The following is a 16,851-nucleotide window of genomic DNA, read 5'->3' on the forward strand; positions in this document are numbered from 1 at the left end:
TTACCCCGGTGTCAGGATCTTCTGCGTCGGTGTTTCTGGATGGTGCGCCGGGAACGGGCCCGGCGACGGGTTCGCTACTTGATCAGGTAGATCGTCGCGAAGAGGCCGATCCAGACGACATCGACGAAGTGCCAGTAGTAGGACACGACGATGGCCGACGTGGCCTGTTCGTGGGTGAACCTCTTGGCCGCGTACGTCCGGCCGAGGACCAGCAGGAAGGCGATGAGTCCGCCCGTCACGTGCAGACCGTGGAAGCCGGTGGTCAGGTAGAACACCGTGCCGTACGGGTCGGACGAGAGGCTCAGGCCTTCCTCCTTGACCAGGTCGGTGTACTCGAACACCTGGCCGCCAATGAAGATCGCACCCATGACGAACGTGATGATGAACCACGTCCGGAGCTTCTTCACGTCACCGCGCTCGGCGGCGAACACGCCGAGCTGGCAGGTGAGCGAGGAGAGCACCAGGATCGTGGTGTTCGTCGCCGAGAAGGGCAGGTTCAAGGCCGAGGCCTGTTCCGTCCAGTGCTCGGCGCCCATCACGGATCGCAGGGTGAAGTACATCGCGAAGAGGGCCGCGAAGAACATCAGCTCGGAACTCAACCAGATGATGGTTCCGACGCTGACGAGGTTCGGCCGGTTGACCGTCGGGTGCGCGTGCCCGGTATCTACTGTCGTTGCTGTCGCCACGACCGACATTATGTCGGTCCCTTATCCCGCCCTCACCCCGGGGGGTGCCGTTCGGAGTGTCAGGGGGGTGTGCAAGGCCCGAACGGCCCATCAGATCACCCCCGTGCGGCCTCTCCCGCCAGGCTGGCGGAACCGATGTTGACACGGGGTCGGACGGAGTAGCATCCCGCGCATCATCAGCGTGATTCACGGACACGTGGAGGAACGAAATGCGGGCGACTGCGCGGGTTCTGGTCTACAGCGACGACGCGGGCACCCGGGAGCAGGTGCGGCTGGCGGCCGGGCGCAGGCCGGCCGCGGACCTGCCGCCGGTGGAGTTCCTGGAATGTGCCACCCTTCCAGCCGTCCTCAAGGAACTGGACGCCGGCGGCATCGACGTGTGCGTGCTGGACGGCGAGGCGGTTCCGGCCGGGGGCATGGGCGTGTGCCGGCAGATCAAGGACGAGATCTTCCGGTGTCCCCCGGTGCTGCTGCTGATGGGGCGCCCCCAGGACGCCTGGCTGGCCACCTGGAGCCGTGCCGACGCGGCCGTCACCCTTCCGGTGGACCCGGTGGAGTTCCCGGAGGCCCTGGCGGGGCTGCTGCGCGCCCGGCTGGCCCCCAACGCGGCCTGAGCGGGCCCCGGACACGGGCGAGGGCCCGCGGGCGGCGCTGTGGCCGTTCGCGGGCCCTCGTGGGCTTTCGTGGGCTTCTCGGGCGTCTTGGGGCTCCCGGGGCCCTGGGGGGGCCGCGGGGGTCAGACCGTGGGGCGCAGGCGGGCCTGGTCGACGGGGCTGCGGCCCTCCTGGGTGCCCTTCAGGAGGTAGCTGCCGTCGCGCCAGTCCTTCCAGTCCAGGTTCCAGTCGCCGTAGCCGTTGCCGAAGGGCTCCATGTCCTCGCCGATGCTGTTGATCACCCGGACGATGTCGCCCTCGCTGATGTTCTCGTAGAACCAGGCGGCGTTGCCCGTGCTCATGCCGGTGCAGCCGTGGCTGACGTTCTCGTAGCCCTGGGAGCCGACCGACCAGGGCGCGGCGTGCACGTACTCGCCGCTCCAGGTCACGCGGGTGGCGTAGTAGACGGGCAGGTTGTAGTACTCGCTGCCGCCGATGCCGACGGTGTCGCCGCGCATCTGGACGAAGTACTGCTTGCCCAGCACCACCTTGACCCCGTTGCGGGTGGAGAAGCCGGGCTTTCCGGTGGTCACCGGAATGGTGTTGATCACTTCTCCGTTGCGCTCGAACGTGAGGGTGTGCGCGGCGGCGTCGGTGGTGACCTCCACCCGGTCGCCGATCTCCAGCTTGAGGGGCTTGGAGGCGGAGCCGTGGAGGTCGTCCTCGATCTTGACGCCCTCCAGGTTGCTCCGTACGGAGACCGAGGAGTGGGCGGGCCAGTAGTCCTTGGGGCGGAAGTGCAGGTTCTTGTCGTCGACCCAGTGCCAGGCGCCCTCGACGGGTTCCGGGGTGTCGATGACCAGGCCCCGTTCGACGAGGGCGCGGGCGGCCTTGTCCTTGACGGGTTCGCTGAGTTCGGCCGTGATGGGCTGTCCGACCCCGTATTTGCCCTCGTCCGGGCCGAATTCCACCTTGAGGAGCTTCTTGGCCGGGGTGGTGTCGAAGGCGAGCGTGCGCTGCCCCGGGGCGCCGTTCTGGTCCTCCGTGCTCACCGTGACCGTGTAGTGGACGCCCGCGGCCATGGGCGAGGTGCTGTGCCAGCGGTCCCCCTTGGCGGAGAGTTCGCCCGCCAGGCGGCGTCCGTGGGTGTCCACGGCCGTCACGTCGGTGATACGGGACTTCGTGCCCTTGGCGGTGACCTCGAGGGGCTTGTCGGGGTCGGCGGCGCGGCCGCTGCCCGGCGGCTGGTTGAAGGCCACCTGGTCGCCCGCGTCGTACGGGCGGGCGGACAGCGGGTTGTCTGCGGACCCCCCGCATGCGGTGGCGCCGGCACCGAGGGACGCGACCAGCAGGGAGCAGCTGAGTACCGTCCAAAGACGCGGTGAGTGCTTCATGCGCTCAACGCTATGAACATATGACTATTACGTCGCGCGGGGTGACTGCAAACGAGGGGCCCGGACTCCTCCGAAAAGGTGTCCGGGCCCCTCTGCACTGCTTCTGTAGCGCTTCCGTACCGCCGGTACGGCTACCGCCTACTGGTTCTGGTTCTCACCGCGGTAGTACTCGTACACCCAGCCCCACAGGCCGATCAGGATGATCGGGGCCGAGAAGTACATGAGCCACCAGCCGAAGATGACGCCCATGAACGCGAGCGCGCCACCGATGCCCAGCGAGAGCGGCTGCCAGCTGTGCGGGGAGAAGAACCCCAGCTCGCCCGCCTCGTCGGCGACGTCGGCCTCCAGGTTGTCCTGGGCCATCTCGTCCACGCGCCGGGCCGTGAAGGCCAGGTAGTAGCCGATCATGGCGCTCAGGCCGAAGGCCAGCGCGAGAGCGGTGGTTCCGACCGGCTCCTTCGACCAGACGCCGTAGACGACGGTCATGATCAGGATGAAGGCGGAGAGCCAGAGGAACATCTTGCCCTGGATCTTCACTTGCCGGCCTCCTTGCCACCGGTGACGGCCTTGACCGGGGCGTGGTCCTCGAGGTGGTCGAGGGCCGCGATCTCCGGGTGGTGCAGGTCGAACGCCGGCGATTCACTGCGGATGCGCGGCAGCGTGAGGAAGTTGTGCCGCGGCGGCGGGCAGGAGGTCGCCCACTCGAGCGAACGGCCGTAGCCCCACGGGTCGTCGACCTCGATCTTCTTGCCGTACTTGGCGGTCTTCCAGACGTTGTACATGAACGGCAGGAAGGAGAGGCCGAGGACGAAGGAGCTGATCGTGGAGATCGTGTTCAGCGTGGTGAAGCCGTCGGCGGCCAGGTAGTCCGCGTAGCGGCGCGGCATGCCCTCGGCACCCAGCCAGTGCTGGACCAGGAACGTGCCGTGGAAGCCGATGAACAGCGTCCAGAAGGTGATCTTGCCGAGGCGCTCGTCCAGCATCTTGCCCGTGAACTTCGGCCACCAGAAGTGGAAGCCGGCGAACATCGCGAACACCACGGTGCCGAAGACGACGTAGTGGAAGTGCGCGACGACGAAGTACGAGTCGGAGACGTGGAAGTCCATCGGGGGCGAGGCCAGGATGACGCCGGTCAGACCACCGAAGGTGAAGGTGACCAGGAAGCCGATCGTCCAGAGCATCGGGGTCTCGAAGGACAGCGAGCCCTTCCACATGGTGCCGATCCAGTTGAAGAACTTCACACCGGTCGGGACCGCGATCAGGAAGGTCATGAAGGAGAAGAACGGCAGCAGCACACCGCCGGTGACGTACATGTGGTGGGCCCACACGGTCACCGAGAGGCCGGCGATCGCGATCGTCGCGGCGATCAGACCGATGTAGCCGAACATCGGCTTGCGGGAGAAGACCGGGATGATCTCGGAGACGATGCCGAAGAACGGTAGCGCGATGATGTACACCTCTGGGTGTCCGAAGAACCAGAAGAGGTGTTGCCACAGCAAGGCGCCGCCGTTGGCCGCGTCGAACACGTGCGCACCGAACTTGCGGTCGGCCTCCAGCGCGAACAGCGCGGCGGCCAGGACCGGGAAGGCGAGCAGGACCAGGACACCGGTCAGCAGCACGTTCCAGGTGAAGATCGGCATGCGGAACATCGTCATGCCCGGAGCGCGCATGCAGATGATCGTGGTGATGAAGTTGACCGAGCCGAGGATCGTACCGAAGCCGGAGAAGGCCAGACCCATGATCCACATGTCGGCGCCGATGCCCGGCGAACGGACGGCGTCCGACAGCGGGGAGTAGGCGAACCAGCCGAAGTCGGCCGCACCCGAGGGGGTGACGAAGCCGGCGACCGCGATGGTCGAACCGAAGAGGTACAGCCAGTACGCGAACATGTTCAGCCGCGGGAACGCCACGTCGGGCGCGCCGATCTGCAGCGGCATGATCCAGTTGGCGAAACCGGCGAACAGCGGGGTCGCGAACATCAGCAGCATGATCGTGCCATGCATGGTGAACGCCTGGTTGAACTGCTCGTTCGACATGATCTGCGTACCCGGCCGGGCCAGCTCGGCGCGCATGAAGAGCGCCAGGATGCCACCGATCAGGAAGAACACGAACGAGGTGACCAGGTACATCGTGCCGATGGTCTTGTGGTCGGTGGTGGTGAGCCACTTGACGACCACGTTGCCCGGCTGCTTGCGCCGCACCGGCAGCTCGTTTTCATACGAGTCGGCGGCGGCACCCTGGGATTCGTTGAGGATGCTCACAGTTTGTTCACTTCCGCATTCCGGGCGGGGTCAGTCTGCTTGATGCCGGCCGGCAGGAAGCCGGTCTGACCCTTCTCCGCCAGCTGCTTCAGGTGGGCCTTGTACTCCGCGGGGGAGACGACCTTCACGTTGAAGAGCATGCGGGAGTGGTCCACGCCGCAGAGCTCGGCACACTTGCCCACGAAGGTGCCTTCCTGGGTCGGGGTGACCTCGAAGACATTGGTGTGACCGGGGATGACGTCCTGCTTGAACAGGAAGGGCACCACCCAGAAGGAGTGGATGACGTCGTTCGACGACAGGATGAAGCGGACCTTCTCGCCCTTGGGCAGGTAGAGGGTCGGCCCCGGGTTGTTCGTGTCCGCGTTCCGGTCGCCGGGAACGCCCTTGTCGTAAACGCCCTCGGCGCCCGCGGGGAACTGCTTGGTGAAGCGGTCCGGCAGGGAGGCGAGCTCCTTGGGAACCACACCCGCCTTCGGGGTCGCGGCGTCGCCGTCGACGTTCTCGACGTAGTTGAAGCCCCAGCTCCACTGGAAGCCGATCACGTTGATGGTGTGAGCCGGCGTCGTCTTGGAGAGGGTGAGGAGCTTCGACTCATCACGCGCGGTGAAGTAGAAGAGCACCGAGACGATGATGAGCGGGACCACGGTGTACAGCGCCTCGATGGGCATGTTGTACCGGGTCTGCGCGGGGACCTCGATCTTCGTCCGGCTACGCCGGTGGAAGATGACGCTCCACATGATCAGGCCCCACACCAGGATGCCCGTGATGAGAGCGGCCGCCCAGGATCCCTGCCACAGGGAGAGGATGCGAGGCGCCTCCTCCGTGACCGGGGTGGGCATTCCGAGGCGGGGGAAGTCTTTCCAGGTGTACGAGCAACCAGTGGCGGTCGCCAGGACCACGCCCGCAGTCAGCGCCTGCAGCAGCTTCCGCCGCATCGGGCGCCGCGGCGAGCGGTCGGAGCCGTAGGGACTCACGTAGCGCCTTCCCGAGAGTCTCGGCCCGCGCGGCCGGCCGCGGCCGTGTTCGGGTCGGTCGCCGGCCCTGACGCAGGCAGGGGTTTGGATGTTTATGCGGACCAAACCCTACTGGACGCTATTTGAGGCCGCGCGGGGAGGGTGCCCAACGCGCCGCTACTGCCCCCGAAGGGATGGATCCGCCGTACGGGGGACGGGCCGTCCGGCCCTGAACGGCGGGCTCCGGACGGCATCTGACGACCCCTGAAACCCGGCCCGACCTGCGCGGGCGCCGCGGGAGGCCGCAACACCCCGCTCCCCCGCCGCCCGCCCCGCCGCCCCTGCCTTACGGTGGCCCGATGCCGTACTTCGACACCGCCTCCGCCGCTCCCCTGCACCCCGTGGCCCGGCAGGCGTTGCAGGCCGCACTGGACGAGGGCTGGGCGGACCCGGCCCGGCTGTACCGGGAGGGGCGCCGGGCCCGGCTGCTGCTGGACGCGGCGCGGGAGGCCGCGGCCGAGGCGGTGGGATGTCGCCCCGACGAGCTCGTGTTCACTCCTTCGGGGACGCACGCGGTTCACGCGGGGGTCGCGGGGGCGCTCGCGGGGCGCCGGCGGGTCGGCGGCCATCTGGTGGTCTCGGCGGTCGAGCACAGCTCCGTGCTCCACGCGGCGGAGGCCCACGCCGCCGCCGGGGGGACGGTGACGGAGGTTCCGGTGGACCGCCTCGGCGCGGTCGCGCCCGATGGCTACGGATCCGTCCTGACCTCGACCACGGCTCTGGCGTGTCTCCAGTCGGCCAACCACGAGGTGGGCACGGTCCAGCCGGTGGCGGAGGTGGCCGAGGTCTGCGCGGCGGCGGGGGTGCCGCTGCTGGTCGACGCGGCGCAGTCGCTGGGGTGGGGCCCGGTGGAGGGCGCCTGGTCGGTGCTGACGGCCAGCGCCCACAAGTGGGGCGGCCCGCCCGGGGTCGGGCTGCTGGCCGTCCGCAAGGGGGTCCGCTTCGCCCCCCAAGGCCCGGCCGACGAGCGGGAGTCGGGCCGCTCCCCCGGCTTCGGCAACCTGCCGGCCGTCGTGGCGGCGGCGGCCTCCTTGCGGGCGGTGCGGGCCGAGGCGGACGCGGAGGCGGCGCGGCTGCGGGTGCTGGTGGACCGGATCCGGCGGCGGGTGGCCCGGCTGGTGCCGGACGTGGAGGTGGTCGGGCACGCGGACCGGCGGCTGCCGCACCTGGTGACGTTCTCCTGCCTGTACGTCGACGGCGAGAGCCTGCTGCACGAACTGGACCGCGCGGGCTGGTCGGTCTCCTCGGGCTCCTCGTGCACGAGCTCCACGCTGACCCCCAGTCACGTGCTGCGGGCGATGGGGGTGCTGTCGGAGGGGAACGTACGGGTGTCGCTGCCGCGGGGCACGTCGGCGGAGGACGTCAACGGCTTCCTGGAGGTCCTGCCGCGGGCGGTGGCGGGGGTCCGGGCGGAACTCGGCGTCCCGGAGGCCCCCTCCGCCTCCCCGCCGGTGGCGGAGTCGGTGGAGGTCGACGCCCTCGGGCTGCGCTGCCCGCAGCCGGTGATCGAGCTGGCGCGGGCGATCTTCACCGTACCGGTCGGCGGGACGGTGACGGTCCTGTCGGACGACGAGGTGGCGCGGCTCGACATCCCGGCGTGGTGTGCGATGCGGGGGCACGCGTACCTGGGCGAGACCCCGCGCCCGGTCGGCGCGGCCTACCGGGTCCGCCGGACGGTGTGACGCCGGGCCGCTGCGCGGAGCGTCTCCCCGCCCCGCCCTTTCACCGTTTCCCGGGGCGAGCCCCGGACCCCGTACGTGCGCTCCGCGCCCGTGCGCTCAAACGCCGCGCGGGCTGGAATTGCCGCGCAGCGGCAAAATCCAGCCCCGCCGGCGTTTGAGGCGCGGGGGTCCGGGGGCGGAGCCCCCAGAGACCGGGCTACGCCTCCAGGTGGGCGCGGACCTCGGCGGCGGCGGTGTCGCCGTAGGCCTTCGTGAAGCGCTCCATGAAGTGCGCCCGCGCCAGGGTGTACTCCTGGGTGCCCAGGGTTTCGATCACGAGGGTGGCCAGCATGCAGCCCAGCTGCGCGGCCCGCTCCAGGCCGACGCCCCAGCCCAGCCCCGTCAGGAACCCGGCGCGGAACGCGTCGCCGACACCGGTCGGGTCCACCTTCGCCGTCTCCTCCGGGCAGCCGACCAGGATCGGCTCCTCGCCGACCCGCTCGATCCGCACGCCCTTCGCGCCCAGCGTGGTGACGCGGGTGCCGACCTTGGCGAGGATCTCCTCGTCCGTCCAGCCGGACTTCGACTCGATGAGGCCCTTCTCGTACTCGTTCGAGAAGAGGTACGTCGCACCCTCCATCAGGGTGCGGATGTTGTCGCCGTCCATGCGGGCGATCTGCTGCGAGAAGTCCGCGGCGAAGGGGATCCCGCGCGTGCGGCACTCCTCCGTGTGGCGGAGCATCGCCTCGGGGTCGTCGGCGCCGATGAGGACGAGGTCCAGTCCGCCCACCCGGTCGGCGACGGCCTTGAGCTCGATCTGGCGGGCCTCGCTCATCGCGCCCGTGTAGAAGGAGCCGATCTGGTTGTGGTCGGCGTCGGTGGTGCAGACGAAGCGCGCGGTGTGCAGCACTTCGGAGATCCGCACGGAGGCCGTGTCCACGCCGTGCCGGTCGAGCCAGGCGCGGTACTCGTCGAAGTCCGAGCCGGCCGCGCCGACGAGGATCGGGCGGCTGCCGAGCTGGCCCATGCCGAAGCAGATGTTCGGGCCGACGCCGCCCCGCCGCACGTCGAGGTTGTCGACGAGGAAGGAGAGGGAGACCGTGTGGAGCTGGTCGGCGACGAACTGGTCGGCGAAGCGGCCCGGGAAGGTCATGAGGTGGTCGGTGGCGATGGAGCCGGTGACTGCGATGCGCACGGCGTGGATGCTCCTGCGGATGACGGCGGGTGACAGTCAAAGTTACCCGTTCCCCGCCCCCCGGCCGAACGGCTGAAACTACCCCGTAGTAGGACTTCCTTCGCCCGACTTGGCGTGCCTACCGTGCCTCCATGACCTATACCGATGGTTTCGGTTACACCGAGTACACCGCCGACGCACGCCCCGGCTTCGCCCGGCTGCTGGGGGACTGCGCCCGGATGGCCCCGCACTGGGCGGTCCCGCCGGAGCCGCGGCCGGTCCGGGTGGCGCCGTCCCAGATCCACGGGGTCAGCGTCCCGCCCGCCTCCGCCCGGCTGATCGCCGCCACGGCGGAGTACGGGGAGTAGGAGGAAAGAGGGGGGAACCGGTTTCGCGGTCGGCGCGTCACACCCGCATCACGTACGGCGGGACACGCGAAGGAGCGAGCGGTGACCAGCGAACAACCCGACACATCACGCGCCACACGACGGCGGCCGGCCTGGGCCATCGGCTCCATCGCGGCCGCCGTCCTGCTGGCCGGCGGCGGTACGGCGTACTGGGCGACCACGGCCTACGGCGACGCCCCGGGCGGCCGCGGCCGTACGGGGGACACCGCCGCGGCCGCCCCGCGCGACGCGGGGTCCCCGTCGAGGCCGGGCATCGCCCCCGGGGAGCCGGACCCGAACGGCGCCGGGGTGACCTACCGGGCGGACGGGCCGCTCCCCCAGGGGCCGGCGTCCGCGCCCTCCTTCGCCTCCTCGGGGGAGGTCGGTTCCGAGGAGGTGGCCCGGCTCGCGCAGGCCCTCGGGATCTCCGGCGCGCCCCGGCTCAGCGGTGAGCAGTGGCTGGCCGGCGAGACCGGCGACGGCTCCGGGCCCCGGCTCAGCGTCACCCGCAAGGCCCCCGGCACCTGGAGCTTCTCCCGCTTCCAGGGCGGCGACGGCACGGGCACCGGCGCGGGCGACGCCTGCGTGCGCGGCAAGGACACCTGCGGCCCCGCCACGCTCCCGGAGGGGGGCTCCGCACCGGGCGCGGCGCAGGGCTCCGGCTCGGGCACGCCGGTCTCCGAGCAGGCCGCGAAGGACGCCGCGGCGCCGGTGCTCGCGGCGGCCGGGCAGGGCGACGCGAAGGTGGACGCCCGGCTGGTGACGGGCTCGGTCCGGGTGGTGGTGGCCGACCCGGTGGTGGGCGGCCTGCCCACGCAGGGCTGGTCCAGCCGCATCAGCGTCGGGGCGGACGGCCGGGCGGTGGCGGGCAGCGGTGAGCTGAAGGCGCCGGTCCGCGCGGCCGAGCAGCCGGTGGTCGGCGCGGCCGAGGCCCTGGACCGGCTCAACGCGGCGAGCGGCCCCGGGAAGGGCGCCGGCACGGGCCCGAGCGGCTGCGCGACCTCGGTGCCGCTGACCCCGGACACGGCGACCGGGGCCACCGACACCCTGCCCTGCAACCCGGAGCCGCGGCCGATGAAGCCGCCGCGGACGGAGAGCGTGAAGGGGGCGGCGTTCGGGCTGGTCGCGGGGACGGTCGACGGCGGGCGGGGCCTGGTGCCGGCCTGGCTGTTCGAGGTGGCCGGTACGGACGGCAAGCCGGGCCGTACGGTGGTCCAGCCGGCCGCGGCCAAGGAGGACTCCCCCGCTCCGGTGCCCCCGCAGGGCCGCACGGTGCCCGGGTTCTCGTTCGCCCAGGACGACCGGACGCTGACGGTCAACTTCTGGGGCGGGGTGTGCAGCACCTACGCGCTGGAGGCGCGGGAGGAGGCCGGCTCGGTCCTGGTGAAGATCACGGACACCCCGAACAACCCGGGCCAGGCGTGCGTCATGCTCGCGAAGGAGATGTCCGTCACGGCGCAGCTGAAGCAGCCGCTGGGCGAGCGCAAGGTGGTCGACGCGACGACCGGCAAGGCGCTGCCGCGCCAGTAGGCGTGCGGAAAAGGCGGGAAAGGCGGGAAAGGGCGAGGGCCCGGGCCGCCGGTCGGATCGACCGGGGCCCGGGCCCTCGCCGTACGCGTGGTCCAGCCGGCTTAGCTGAAGGAGTCGCCGCAGGCGCAGGAGCCGGTGGCGTTCGGGTTGTCGATCGTGAAGCCCTGCTTCTCGATGGTGTCGACGAAGTCGATGGAGGCGCCGCCCAGGTAGGGGGCGCTCATGCGGTCGGTGACGACCTTGACGCCGTCGAAGTCCTTGACGACGTCGCCGTCGAGGGAGCGCTCGTCGAAGAAGAGCTGGTAGCGCAGGCCGGAGCAGCCGCCGGGCTGGACGGCGACGCGCAGCGCCAGGTCATCGCGGCCTTCCTGCTCCAGCAGGGTGCGGACCTTCTCGGCGGCGGCGTCGGACAGGAGGATGCCGTCGCTCACAGTGGTCTTGTCGTCCTGTACGGACATCTGCATTCACTCCCGAAGTGGGCGGCTCCCCGCCGGGCGGCTGGGGAAACGTCGGACTCTTGCCGTCGGTGGCAACCAGCGGGACCGCGGTTTCATTCCGGGTCCGGCGCCTTGTTTCAGATATTCATGCTCGCACACCCGTGGGGAGCGGTGGACCTCCTGCGGAGGGCGGCTGGAGTGCGCCGCTCCGGAGCGGGCGAATGCGTCACATCGACATTATCGCCATCGTCAAAGTGACGTGAAGCGGTTATGATAGATAACGTCATATAGACGAGAAGTCGAAGTGACGCCTTCGGAAGCCCTCTTCGGAAGGCACCTAGTCGCAGAACAGAAAGGGTGCGTGTCGTGACCACCGCCCAGCCCTTGGACGTCCAGCCGACGCCCCTTGCCCTGCTGCTGCTCGGCCGCGAGTCCGACCCCAAGAGCGAGCGCGGCGTGGAGTGCCCCGGCGACCTGCCGTCGCCGTCGGACCCGGACCTCGTGGCCCGCGCCCGCGCGGCCAAGGAGAAGCTCGGGGACAAGGTCTTCATCCTCGGGCACCACTACCAGCGTGACGAGGTCATCGAGTTCGCCGACGTCACCGGCGACTCCTTCAAGCTCGCCCGCGACGCGGCCGCCAAGCCGGAGGCCGAGTACATCGTCTTCTGCGGCGTGCACTTCATGGCCGAGTCCGCGGACATCCTGACCTCCGACGACCAGAAGGTCGTCCTGCCCGACCTCGCGGCCGGCTGCTCGATGGCCGACATGGCCACCGCCGAGCAGGTCGCCGAGTGCTGGGACGTGCTCACCGAGGCCGGGATCGCCGGCAGCACCGTGCCCGTCTCGTACATGAACTCCTCCGCCGACATCAAGGCCTTCACCGGCAAGCACGGCGGCACGATCTGTACCTCGTCGAACGCGAAGAAGGCCCTGGAGTGGGCCTTCGAGCAGGGCGAGAAGGTCCTCTTCCTGCCCGACCAGCACCTGGGCCGCAACACGGCCGTCCGCGACATGGGCATGTCCCTGGACGACTGCGTGCTCTACAACCCGCACAAGCCGAACGGCGGGCTGACCGCCGAGCAGCTGCGCGGCGCGAAGATGATCCTGTGGCGCGGCCACTGCTCGGTCCACGGCCGCTTCTCGGTGGACTCGGTCAACGACGTGCGCGAGCGGATCCCGGGCGTCAACGTGCTGGTGCACCCCGAGTGCAAGCACGAGGTCGTCGCGGCCGCGGACTACGTCGGCTCGACGGAGTACATCATCAAGGCGCTGGAGGCGGCCCCGGCCGGCTCCAAGTGGGCCATCGGCACCGAGCTGAACCTCGTCAAGCGGCTGGCGAACCGTTTCGCCGCCGAGGACAAGGAAGTCGTCTTCCTCGACAAGACGGTCTGCTTCTGCTCGACGATGAACCGCATCGACCTCCCCCACCTGGTGTGGACCCTGGAGTCCCTGGCCGAGGGCAACCTCGTCAACCAGATCCAGGTCGACAAGGAGACGGAGAGCTTCGCCAAGCTCGCGCTGGAGCGGATGCTGGCGCTCCCGTAGCCATCGCGCACGCGCACGAAGGGGCGCCCCCCCCCGGTGGGGGGCGCCCCTTCCGCGTTCACCCGGTCGTCAGACGTCGGCCGGGACCTCCTCCCGGTCCTGAGGGACCACCTTCAGCGGGGCCGCGCGGCGCGCCGAACGCTTGGCCCGGCGGCGCTCCTTGCGCAGCTCGATCGCCGTGTACAGGGTCGGGACGAGCAGCAGCGTCAGCAGGGTGGAGCTGACCAGGCCGCCGATGACCACCACCGCGAGCGGCTGCGAGATGAAGCCGCCCTCGCCGGTGACGCCCAGCGCCATCGGGAGCAGGGCGAAGATCGTCGCCAGGGCCGTCATCAGGATGGGCCGCAGGCGGTGCCGGCCACCCTCGACGACCGCCTCGACCACGCCGTAGCCCTGGGCCCGGTACTGGTTGACCAGGTCGATCAGGACGATGGCGTTGGTGACCACGATGCCGATGAGCATCAGCATGCCGATCATCGCCGGGACGCCCATGGGGGTGCCGGTGACGATGAGCAGGCCGAGGGCGCCCGTGGCGGCGAAGGGGATGGAGACCAGCAGGATCAGCGGCTGGACCAGCGAGCGGAAGGTCGCGACCAGCAGCATGAAGACGATCGCGACGGCCGCGAGCATGGCCAGGCCCAGCGAGCCGAAGGCCTCGTCCTGGTCCTGGGAGACACCGCCGATGGAGGCCGTGGCCCCGTCGGGGAGGTCCAGGGCCTTGAGCTTGGTCTGGAGGGCGGCGCTGACGGCGCCGGTGTTGTCGCCGACCGGCTTGGCGGTGATGGTGGCGGCGCGGGCGCCGTCGATCCGGGTCATCGCGACCGGGCCGGGGACCTCCTTGACCTCGGCGATGTCGCCCAGCTTGGCGGGGCCGACCGGCAGGTCGCGCAGTTCGGCCAGGGTGGTGGCCGGGTGGGCGGAGCGGATGACGATGTCGCGTTCGGTGTCGTCCAGTACGGCCTTGCCCGCCGGGTTGCCGCGGACGGCCTGGGCGACGATCGCGCCCAGCGCGGCCTGGTTGAGGCCCGCCTCGGCGGTCTTCGGGGTGGCGGTGACCGAGATCCGGGGCACGGACTGGGCGAGGTCGCTCTGGACGTCGGTGACGTCCTTGAGAGTGGCCACCTCGGCGCGGACCTGCTCGGCGGCCTTGGCGAGGACGGCGCCGTCGCCGGCCTTGACGACCACGCTCAGGTTCTGGCTGCCGAAGCCGCCGCCCGCCGAGAGGGAGGTGTCGCCGATGCCCTGGAGCTTGCCGAGGGCGTCCTGGATGCGCTGCTTGACGGCCTCGGAGTGCTTGGCGTCGTCCAGGGTGACCTGGTAGGAGGCCTGGTTGGTGCCCGTTCCGCCGCCGAAGGCCGCGAGGAAGCCGGAGGAGCCGACGGTGACCTGGTAGTCCTTGACGCCCTCGACGGAGGCCAGGGCCTGCTCCACCTTGCGGCTCGCCTCGTCGGAGGCGGCCAGGGAGGTGCCGGCGGGCAGCTCCTGCTTGACCGTCAGGACGTCCTGCTCGCCCTGGTCGAAGAAGTTGGTCTTCAGCAGCGGGGTCATCCCGAAGGTGGCGACCAGGACCACGACGGCGATGGCGATGCTGGTGAGGCGGCGCCGGGTGGCGAAGCCCAGGACCCGGACGTACAGGCGCTGGAGGCGGCTGTTCGCCTCCTTCTCCTCGGCCTCGCGGCGGGCCTGCTCGGGATCTTCCGACGTGCCCTTGGGGGCGCGCAGGAACCAGTACGAGAGGACCGGGACCACCGTCAGGGAGACCAGCAGCGAGGCCAGCAGGGCGGCGGTGACGGTGAGCGAGAAGGAGCCGAACAGCTCGCCGATCATGCCGCCGACCAGGCCGATCGGCAGGAAGACGGCGACGGTGGTGAGGGTGGAGGAGGTGACCGCGCCGGCCACCTCCTTGACGGCGGCGGTGATCGCGGCCTCGCGCTCCTCGCCGTAGCCGAGGTGGCGCTTGATGTTCTCCAGGACCACGATCGAGTCGTCGACGACGCGGCCGATGGCGATGGTGAGCGCGCCCAGCGTCAGCATGTTGAGGGAGAGGTCGCGGGTCCACAGCACGATCAGGGCGAGGACCACGGACAGCGGGATGGACACCGCGGTGACCAGGGTCGAGCGGATCGAGGCCAGGAAGACCAGGATCACGATCACCGCGAAGGCCAGGCCGAGCAGGCCCTCGGTGGTCAGGCCGGAGATGGAGCGGGCCACGGCGGGGCCCTGGTCGCTGACGACGGTCAGCTCGGCGCCGGAGCCGAGCTGGGAGCGCAGCTCGGGGAGCTTGTCCTTGACGGCGTCGGAGATGGCGACGGCGCTGCCGTCCTTGTCCATGGTGAGGACGAGGGCGAGGCTGGGCTTGCCGTTGGTGCGGGTGATGGAGTCGGCCTTGGCCGGCTCCTGCTTGACGGTGGCCACGTCGCCGAGGCGGACGACCGGCTTGCCGGGGCCCGCGGTCAGCCGGAGGTCCTCCAGCTGGGCGAGGGAGGTGTAGCCGGAGCCGACGCGGACGGTGCGGTTCTTGCCCTGCTCGTCGAAGGAGCCGGCGGGGATCGCCGCGCCGCCCGCCTTGAGGCCCTCGGCCAGGGCGGCGCCGTCGAGGCCGGCGGCGGCCAGCTTGGCGTTGTCGGGGGTGATGGTGACCTGGAGGTCGCGGACGCCTTCGACGCTGACCCGGCCGACGCCGTCGAGGTCCTCCAGGACCGGGACGACGGAGCGGTTCAGCTGGTCGGCGAGGGCCTGCTGGTCCTTGTCGGAGGTGACGGCGAGGACGACGGTCGGGATGTCGTCGGTGGAGCCGGCCACCACCTGCGGGTCCACCTCGGCGGGCAGCCGGACGCGGGCCCGGTTGACGGCCTGCTGGACGTCGGCGACGAGCTGCTTGGTGCCCTCGTCGCCGTAGTCGAAGGTGGCGCGGATGAGGGCGTTGCCCTCGCTGGCGGTGGAGGTGATGCCGGTGATGCCGTCGACGCCCTTGAGGGTGCTTTCGATCGGCTCGATGACCTGCTTCTCGACCACGTCGGGCGAGGCGCCCTGGTACGGCGCGAGCACGGAGACCATCGGCAGTTCGATGGACGGCAGCAGCTGCTGCTTGAGCTGCGGGATGGCTATGGCGCCGAAGAGCAGCGCGACGATCGACACGAGGCCGATCAGGGCTCTCTGGGCCAGGCTGAAGCGGGACAGCCAGGACATGAGTGTGGGATCTCTCTGCTGTGACGTGGGCGAGGGTCCTCCAGCCTCACCCACGGCGGAGCGGGGCTGCGTCGGCCCCAGGTCCCGTCCTTATGCGCGGCATACCGCGCCCGCAGTACACGGCCGTACTGCGGGGCCCGCGCCCGGCGGCGGACCCGTGCCCGCCGCGGGGCCCGCGCCGGTCGGCGTGCTCAGTCGGCGTGCCCGGTCGGCGTGCCCAGTCGGCGTGCTCAGTCGGCGCGCGGGCGGACCAGGCCCGACTCGTACGCGACGACCACCAGTTGCGCCCGGTCCCGGGCCCCGAGCTTGGCCATGGCCCGGTTGACGTGCGTCTTGACGGTCAGCGGGCTGACCTCCAGCCGGCCGGCGATGCCGTCGTTGGACAGGCCCGCGGCGACCAGGACGAGGACCTCGCGCTCGCGGCCGGTCAGCGCGGCGAGCCGCTCGGCGTGGGCCGACCCGGCGGCGGGGGCGTCGGACCGGCCGCCCTGGGCGAGGAAGCTGGCGATCAGGCCCTTGGTGGCGGCCGGGGAGAGCAGGGCCTCGCCGGCCGCCGCGACGCGGATGGCGTTGAGCAGCTCGTCGGGCTCGGCGCCCTTGCCGAGGAAGCCGGAGGCCCCGGCGCGCAGGGCCTGGACCACGTACTCGTCCACCTCGAAGGTGGTCAGCATGACGACCCGGACGCCGGAGCACTCCGGGTCCTCGCTGATCATGCGGGTGGCGGCGAGGCCGTCGGTGCCGGGCATGCGGATGTCCATGAGGACCACGTCCGCCCCGGCCTCGCGGGCCAGGGCGTAGGCCTGGGCCCCGTCGGAGGCCTCCCCGACGACCCGCATGTCGGGCTCGGAGTCGACCAGCACCTTGAACGCGCTGCGCAGCAGCGCCTGGTCGTCGGCGAGCAGCACCTTGATGGGGCCTGCGCCCCGCTCCTGAGCCCGGTTCTCGTCCACGCCCCGAGGGTACGCGGGCGGCGGGCGGCATG

14 protein-coding genes are annotated in these 16,851 nt (G+C 70.8%); 5 read left to right on the top strand and 9 right to left on the bottom strand.

Annotated features, from left to right (window positions below; translation table 11 throughout):
* Positions 1–74: 74 nt before the first annotated feature.
* On the bottom strand, positions 75–695 hold the full coding sequence (locus tag ACFVXK_RS07635; RefSeq protein ID WP_045946897.1) for a heme-copper oxidase subunit III: 621 nt from the start codon (positions 693–695) through the stop codon (positions 75–77).
* A 200-nt stretch (positions 696–895) separates the two neighbouring features.
* Here ACFVXK_RS07635 and ACFVXK_RS07640 point away from each other — a divergent pair, with 200 nt between their 5' ends.
* On the top strand, positions 896–1,300 hold the full coding sequence (locus tag ACFVXK_RS07640; RefSeq protein WP_389610605.1) for a hypothetical protein: 405 nt from the start codon (positions 896–898) through the stop codon (positions 1,298–1,300).
* Between the two features lie 122 nt (positions 1,301–1,422).
* Here ACFVXK_RS07640 and ACFVXK_RS07645 read toward each other — a convergent pair whose 3' ends face one another.
* The 4 genes from ACFVXK_RS07645 to coxB form a co-directional block, all read right to left on the bottom strand.
* Positions 1,423–2,673, bottom strand: a complete 1,251-nt coding sequence (locus tag ACFVXK_RS07645; protein WP_389610606.1) for an Ig-like domain-containing protein — start codon at positions 2,671–2,673, stop codon at positions 1,423–1,425.
* Between the two features lie 138 nt (positions 2,674–2,811).
* The gene (locus ACFVXK_RS07650; RefSeq protein ID WP_365156483.1) at positions 2,812–3,210 is read right to left on the bottom strand and encodes a cytochrome c oxidase subunit 4; all 399 of its coding nucleotides are present in this window, start codon (positions 3,208–3,210) and stop codon (positions 2,812–2,814) included.
* Positions 3,207–4,934: a cytochrome c oxidase subunit I gene (gene ctaD, locus ACFVXK_RS07655; protein WP_358897531.1), complete on the bottom strand. Its 1,728-nt coding sequence runs from the start codon at positions 4,932–4,934 to the stop codon at positions 3,207–3,209. The genes ACFVXK_RS07650 and ctaD overlap by 4 nt, the downstream gene beginning before the upstream one ends.
* The gene (gene coxB, locus ACFVXK_RS07660; RefSeq protein WP_389610607.1) at positions 4,931–5,908 is read right to left on the bottom strand and encodes a cytochrome c oxidase subunit II; all 978 of its coding nucleotides are present in this window, start codon (positions 5,906–5,908) and stop codon (positions 4,931–4,933) included. The genes ctaD and coxB overlap by 4 nt, the downstream gene beginning before the upstream one ends.
* 338 nt (positions 5,909–6,246) lie before the next feature.
* Between coxB and ACFVXK_RS07665 the strand changes: the two genes are divergently transcribed.
* Entirely contained in the window at positions 6,247–7,629 is a 1,383-nt protein-coding gene (locus ACFVXK_RS07665; protein ID WP_389610608.1) for a cysteine desulfurase/sulfurtransferase TusA family protein, read from the top strand.
* Between the two features lie 196 nt (positions 7,630–7,825).
* Here the strand turns inward: ACFVXK_RS07665 and ACFVXK_RS07670 are convergent, their stop codons facing one another.
* The gene (locus ACFVXK_RS07670; protein ID WP_389610609.1) at positions 7,826–8,803 is read right to left on the bottom strand and encodes a carbohydrate kinase family protein; all 978 of its coding nucleotides are present in this window, start codon (positions 8,801–8,803) and stop codon (positions 7,826–7,828) included.
* Between the two features lie 131 nt (positions 8,804–8,934).
* Here ACFVXK_RS07670 and ACFVXK_RS07675 point away from each other — a divergent pair, with 131 nt between their 5' ends.
* Both ACFVXK_RS07675 and ACFVXK_RS07680 read left to right on the top strand, forming a co-directional pair.
* Positions 8,935–9,150 carry a hypothetical protein gene (locus ACFVXK_RS07675; RefSeq protein WP_389610610.1) on the top strand — a complete coding sequence of 72 codons (216 nt, stop codon included), beginning with the start codon at positions 8,935–8,937 and terminating at the stop codon, positions 9,148–9,150.
* A gap of 81 nt (positions 9,151–9,231) precedes the next feature.
* Positions 9,232–10,698 carry a hypothetical protein gene (locus ACFVXK_RS07680; RefSeq protein ID WP_389610611.1) on the top strand — a complete coding sequence of 489 codons (1,467 nt, stop codon included), beginning with the start codon at positions 9,232–9,234 and terminating at the stop codon, positions 10,696–10,698.
* Between the two features lie 101 nt (positions 10,699–10,799).
* On the opposite strand, the gene ACFVXK_RS07685 is transcribed toward ACFVXK_RS07680, so the two are convergent.
* Complete coding sequence (locus ACFVXK_RS07685; protein ID WP_030029080.1) at positions 10,800–11,156, bottom strand: iron-sulfur cluster assembly accessory protein; 357 nt, start codon at positions 11,154–11,156, stop codon at positions 10,800–10,802.
* A gap of 336 nt (positions 11,157–11,492) precedes the next feature.
* Here ACFVXK_RS07685 and nadA point away from each other — a divergent pair, with 336 nt between their 5' ends.
* Positions 11,493–12,680, top strand: coding sequence for a quinolinate synthase NadA (gene nadA / locus ACFVXK_RS07690; protein ID WP_389610612.1), 1,188 nt, complete (start codon positions 11,493–11,495; stop codon positions 12,678–12,680).
* A 69-nt stretch (positions 12,681–12,749) separates the two neighbouring features.
* Here nadA and ACFVXK_RS07695 read toward each other — a convergent pair whose 3' ends face one another.
* The gene (locus ACFVXK_RS07695) at positions 12,750–15,869 is read right to left on the bottom strand and encodes an efflux RND transporter permease subunit (RefSeq protein ID WP_389610613.1); all 3,120 of its coding nucleotides are present in this window, start codon (positions 15,867–15,869) and stop codon (positions 12,750–12,752) included.
* A gap of 230 nt (positions 15,870–16,099) precedes the next feature.
* Positions 16,100–16,819, bottom strand: coding sequence for a response regulator (locus ACFVXK_RS07700; protein ID WP_389610614.1), 720 nt, complete (start codon positions 16,817–16,819; stop codon positions 16,100–16,102).
* Positions 16,820–16,851: the final 32 nt, after the last annotated feature.

Origin of the sequence: Streptomyces sp. NPDC058157 (genome assembly GCF_042884105.1) — a bacterium.
Taxonomy (GTDB): domain Bacteria; phylum Actinomycetota; class Actinomycetes; order Streptomycetales; family Streptomycetaceae; genus Streptomyces.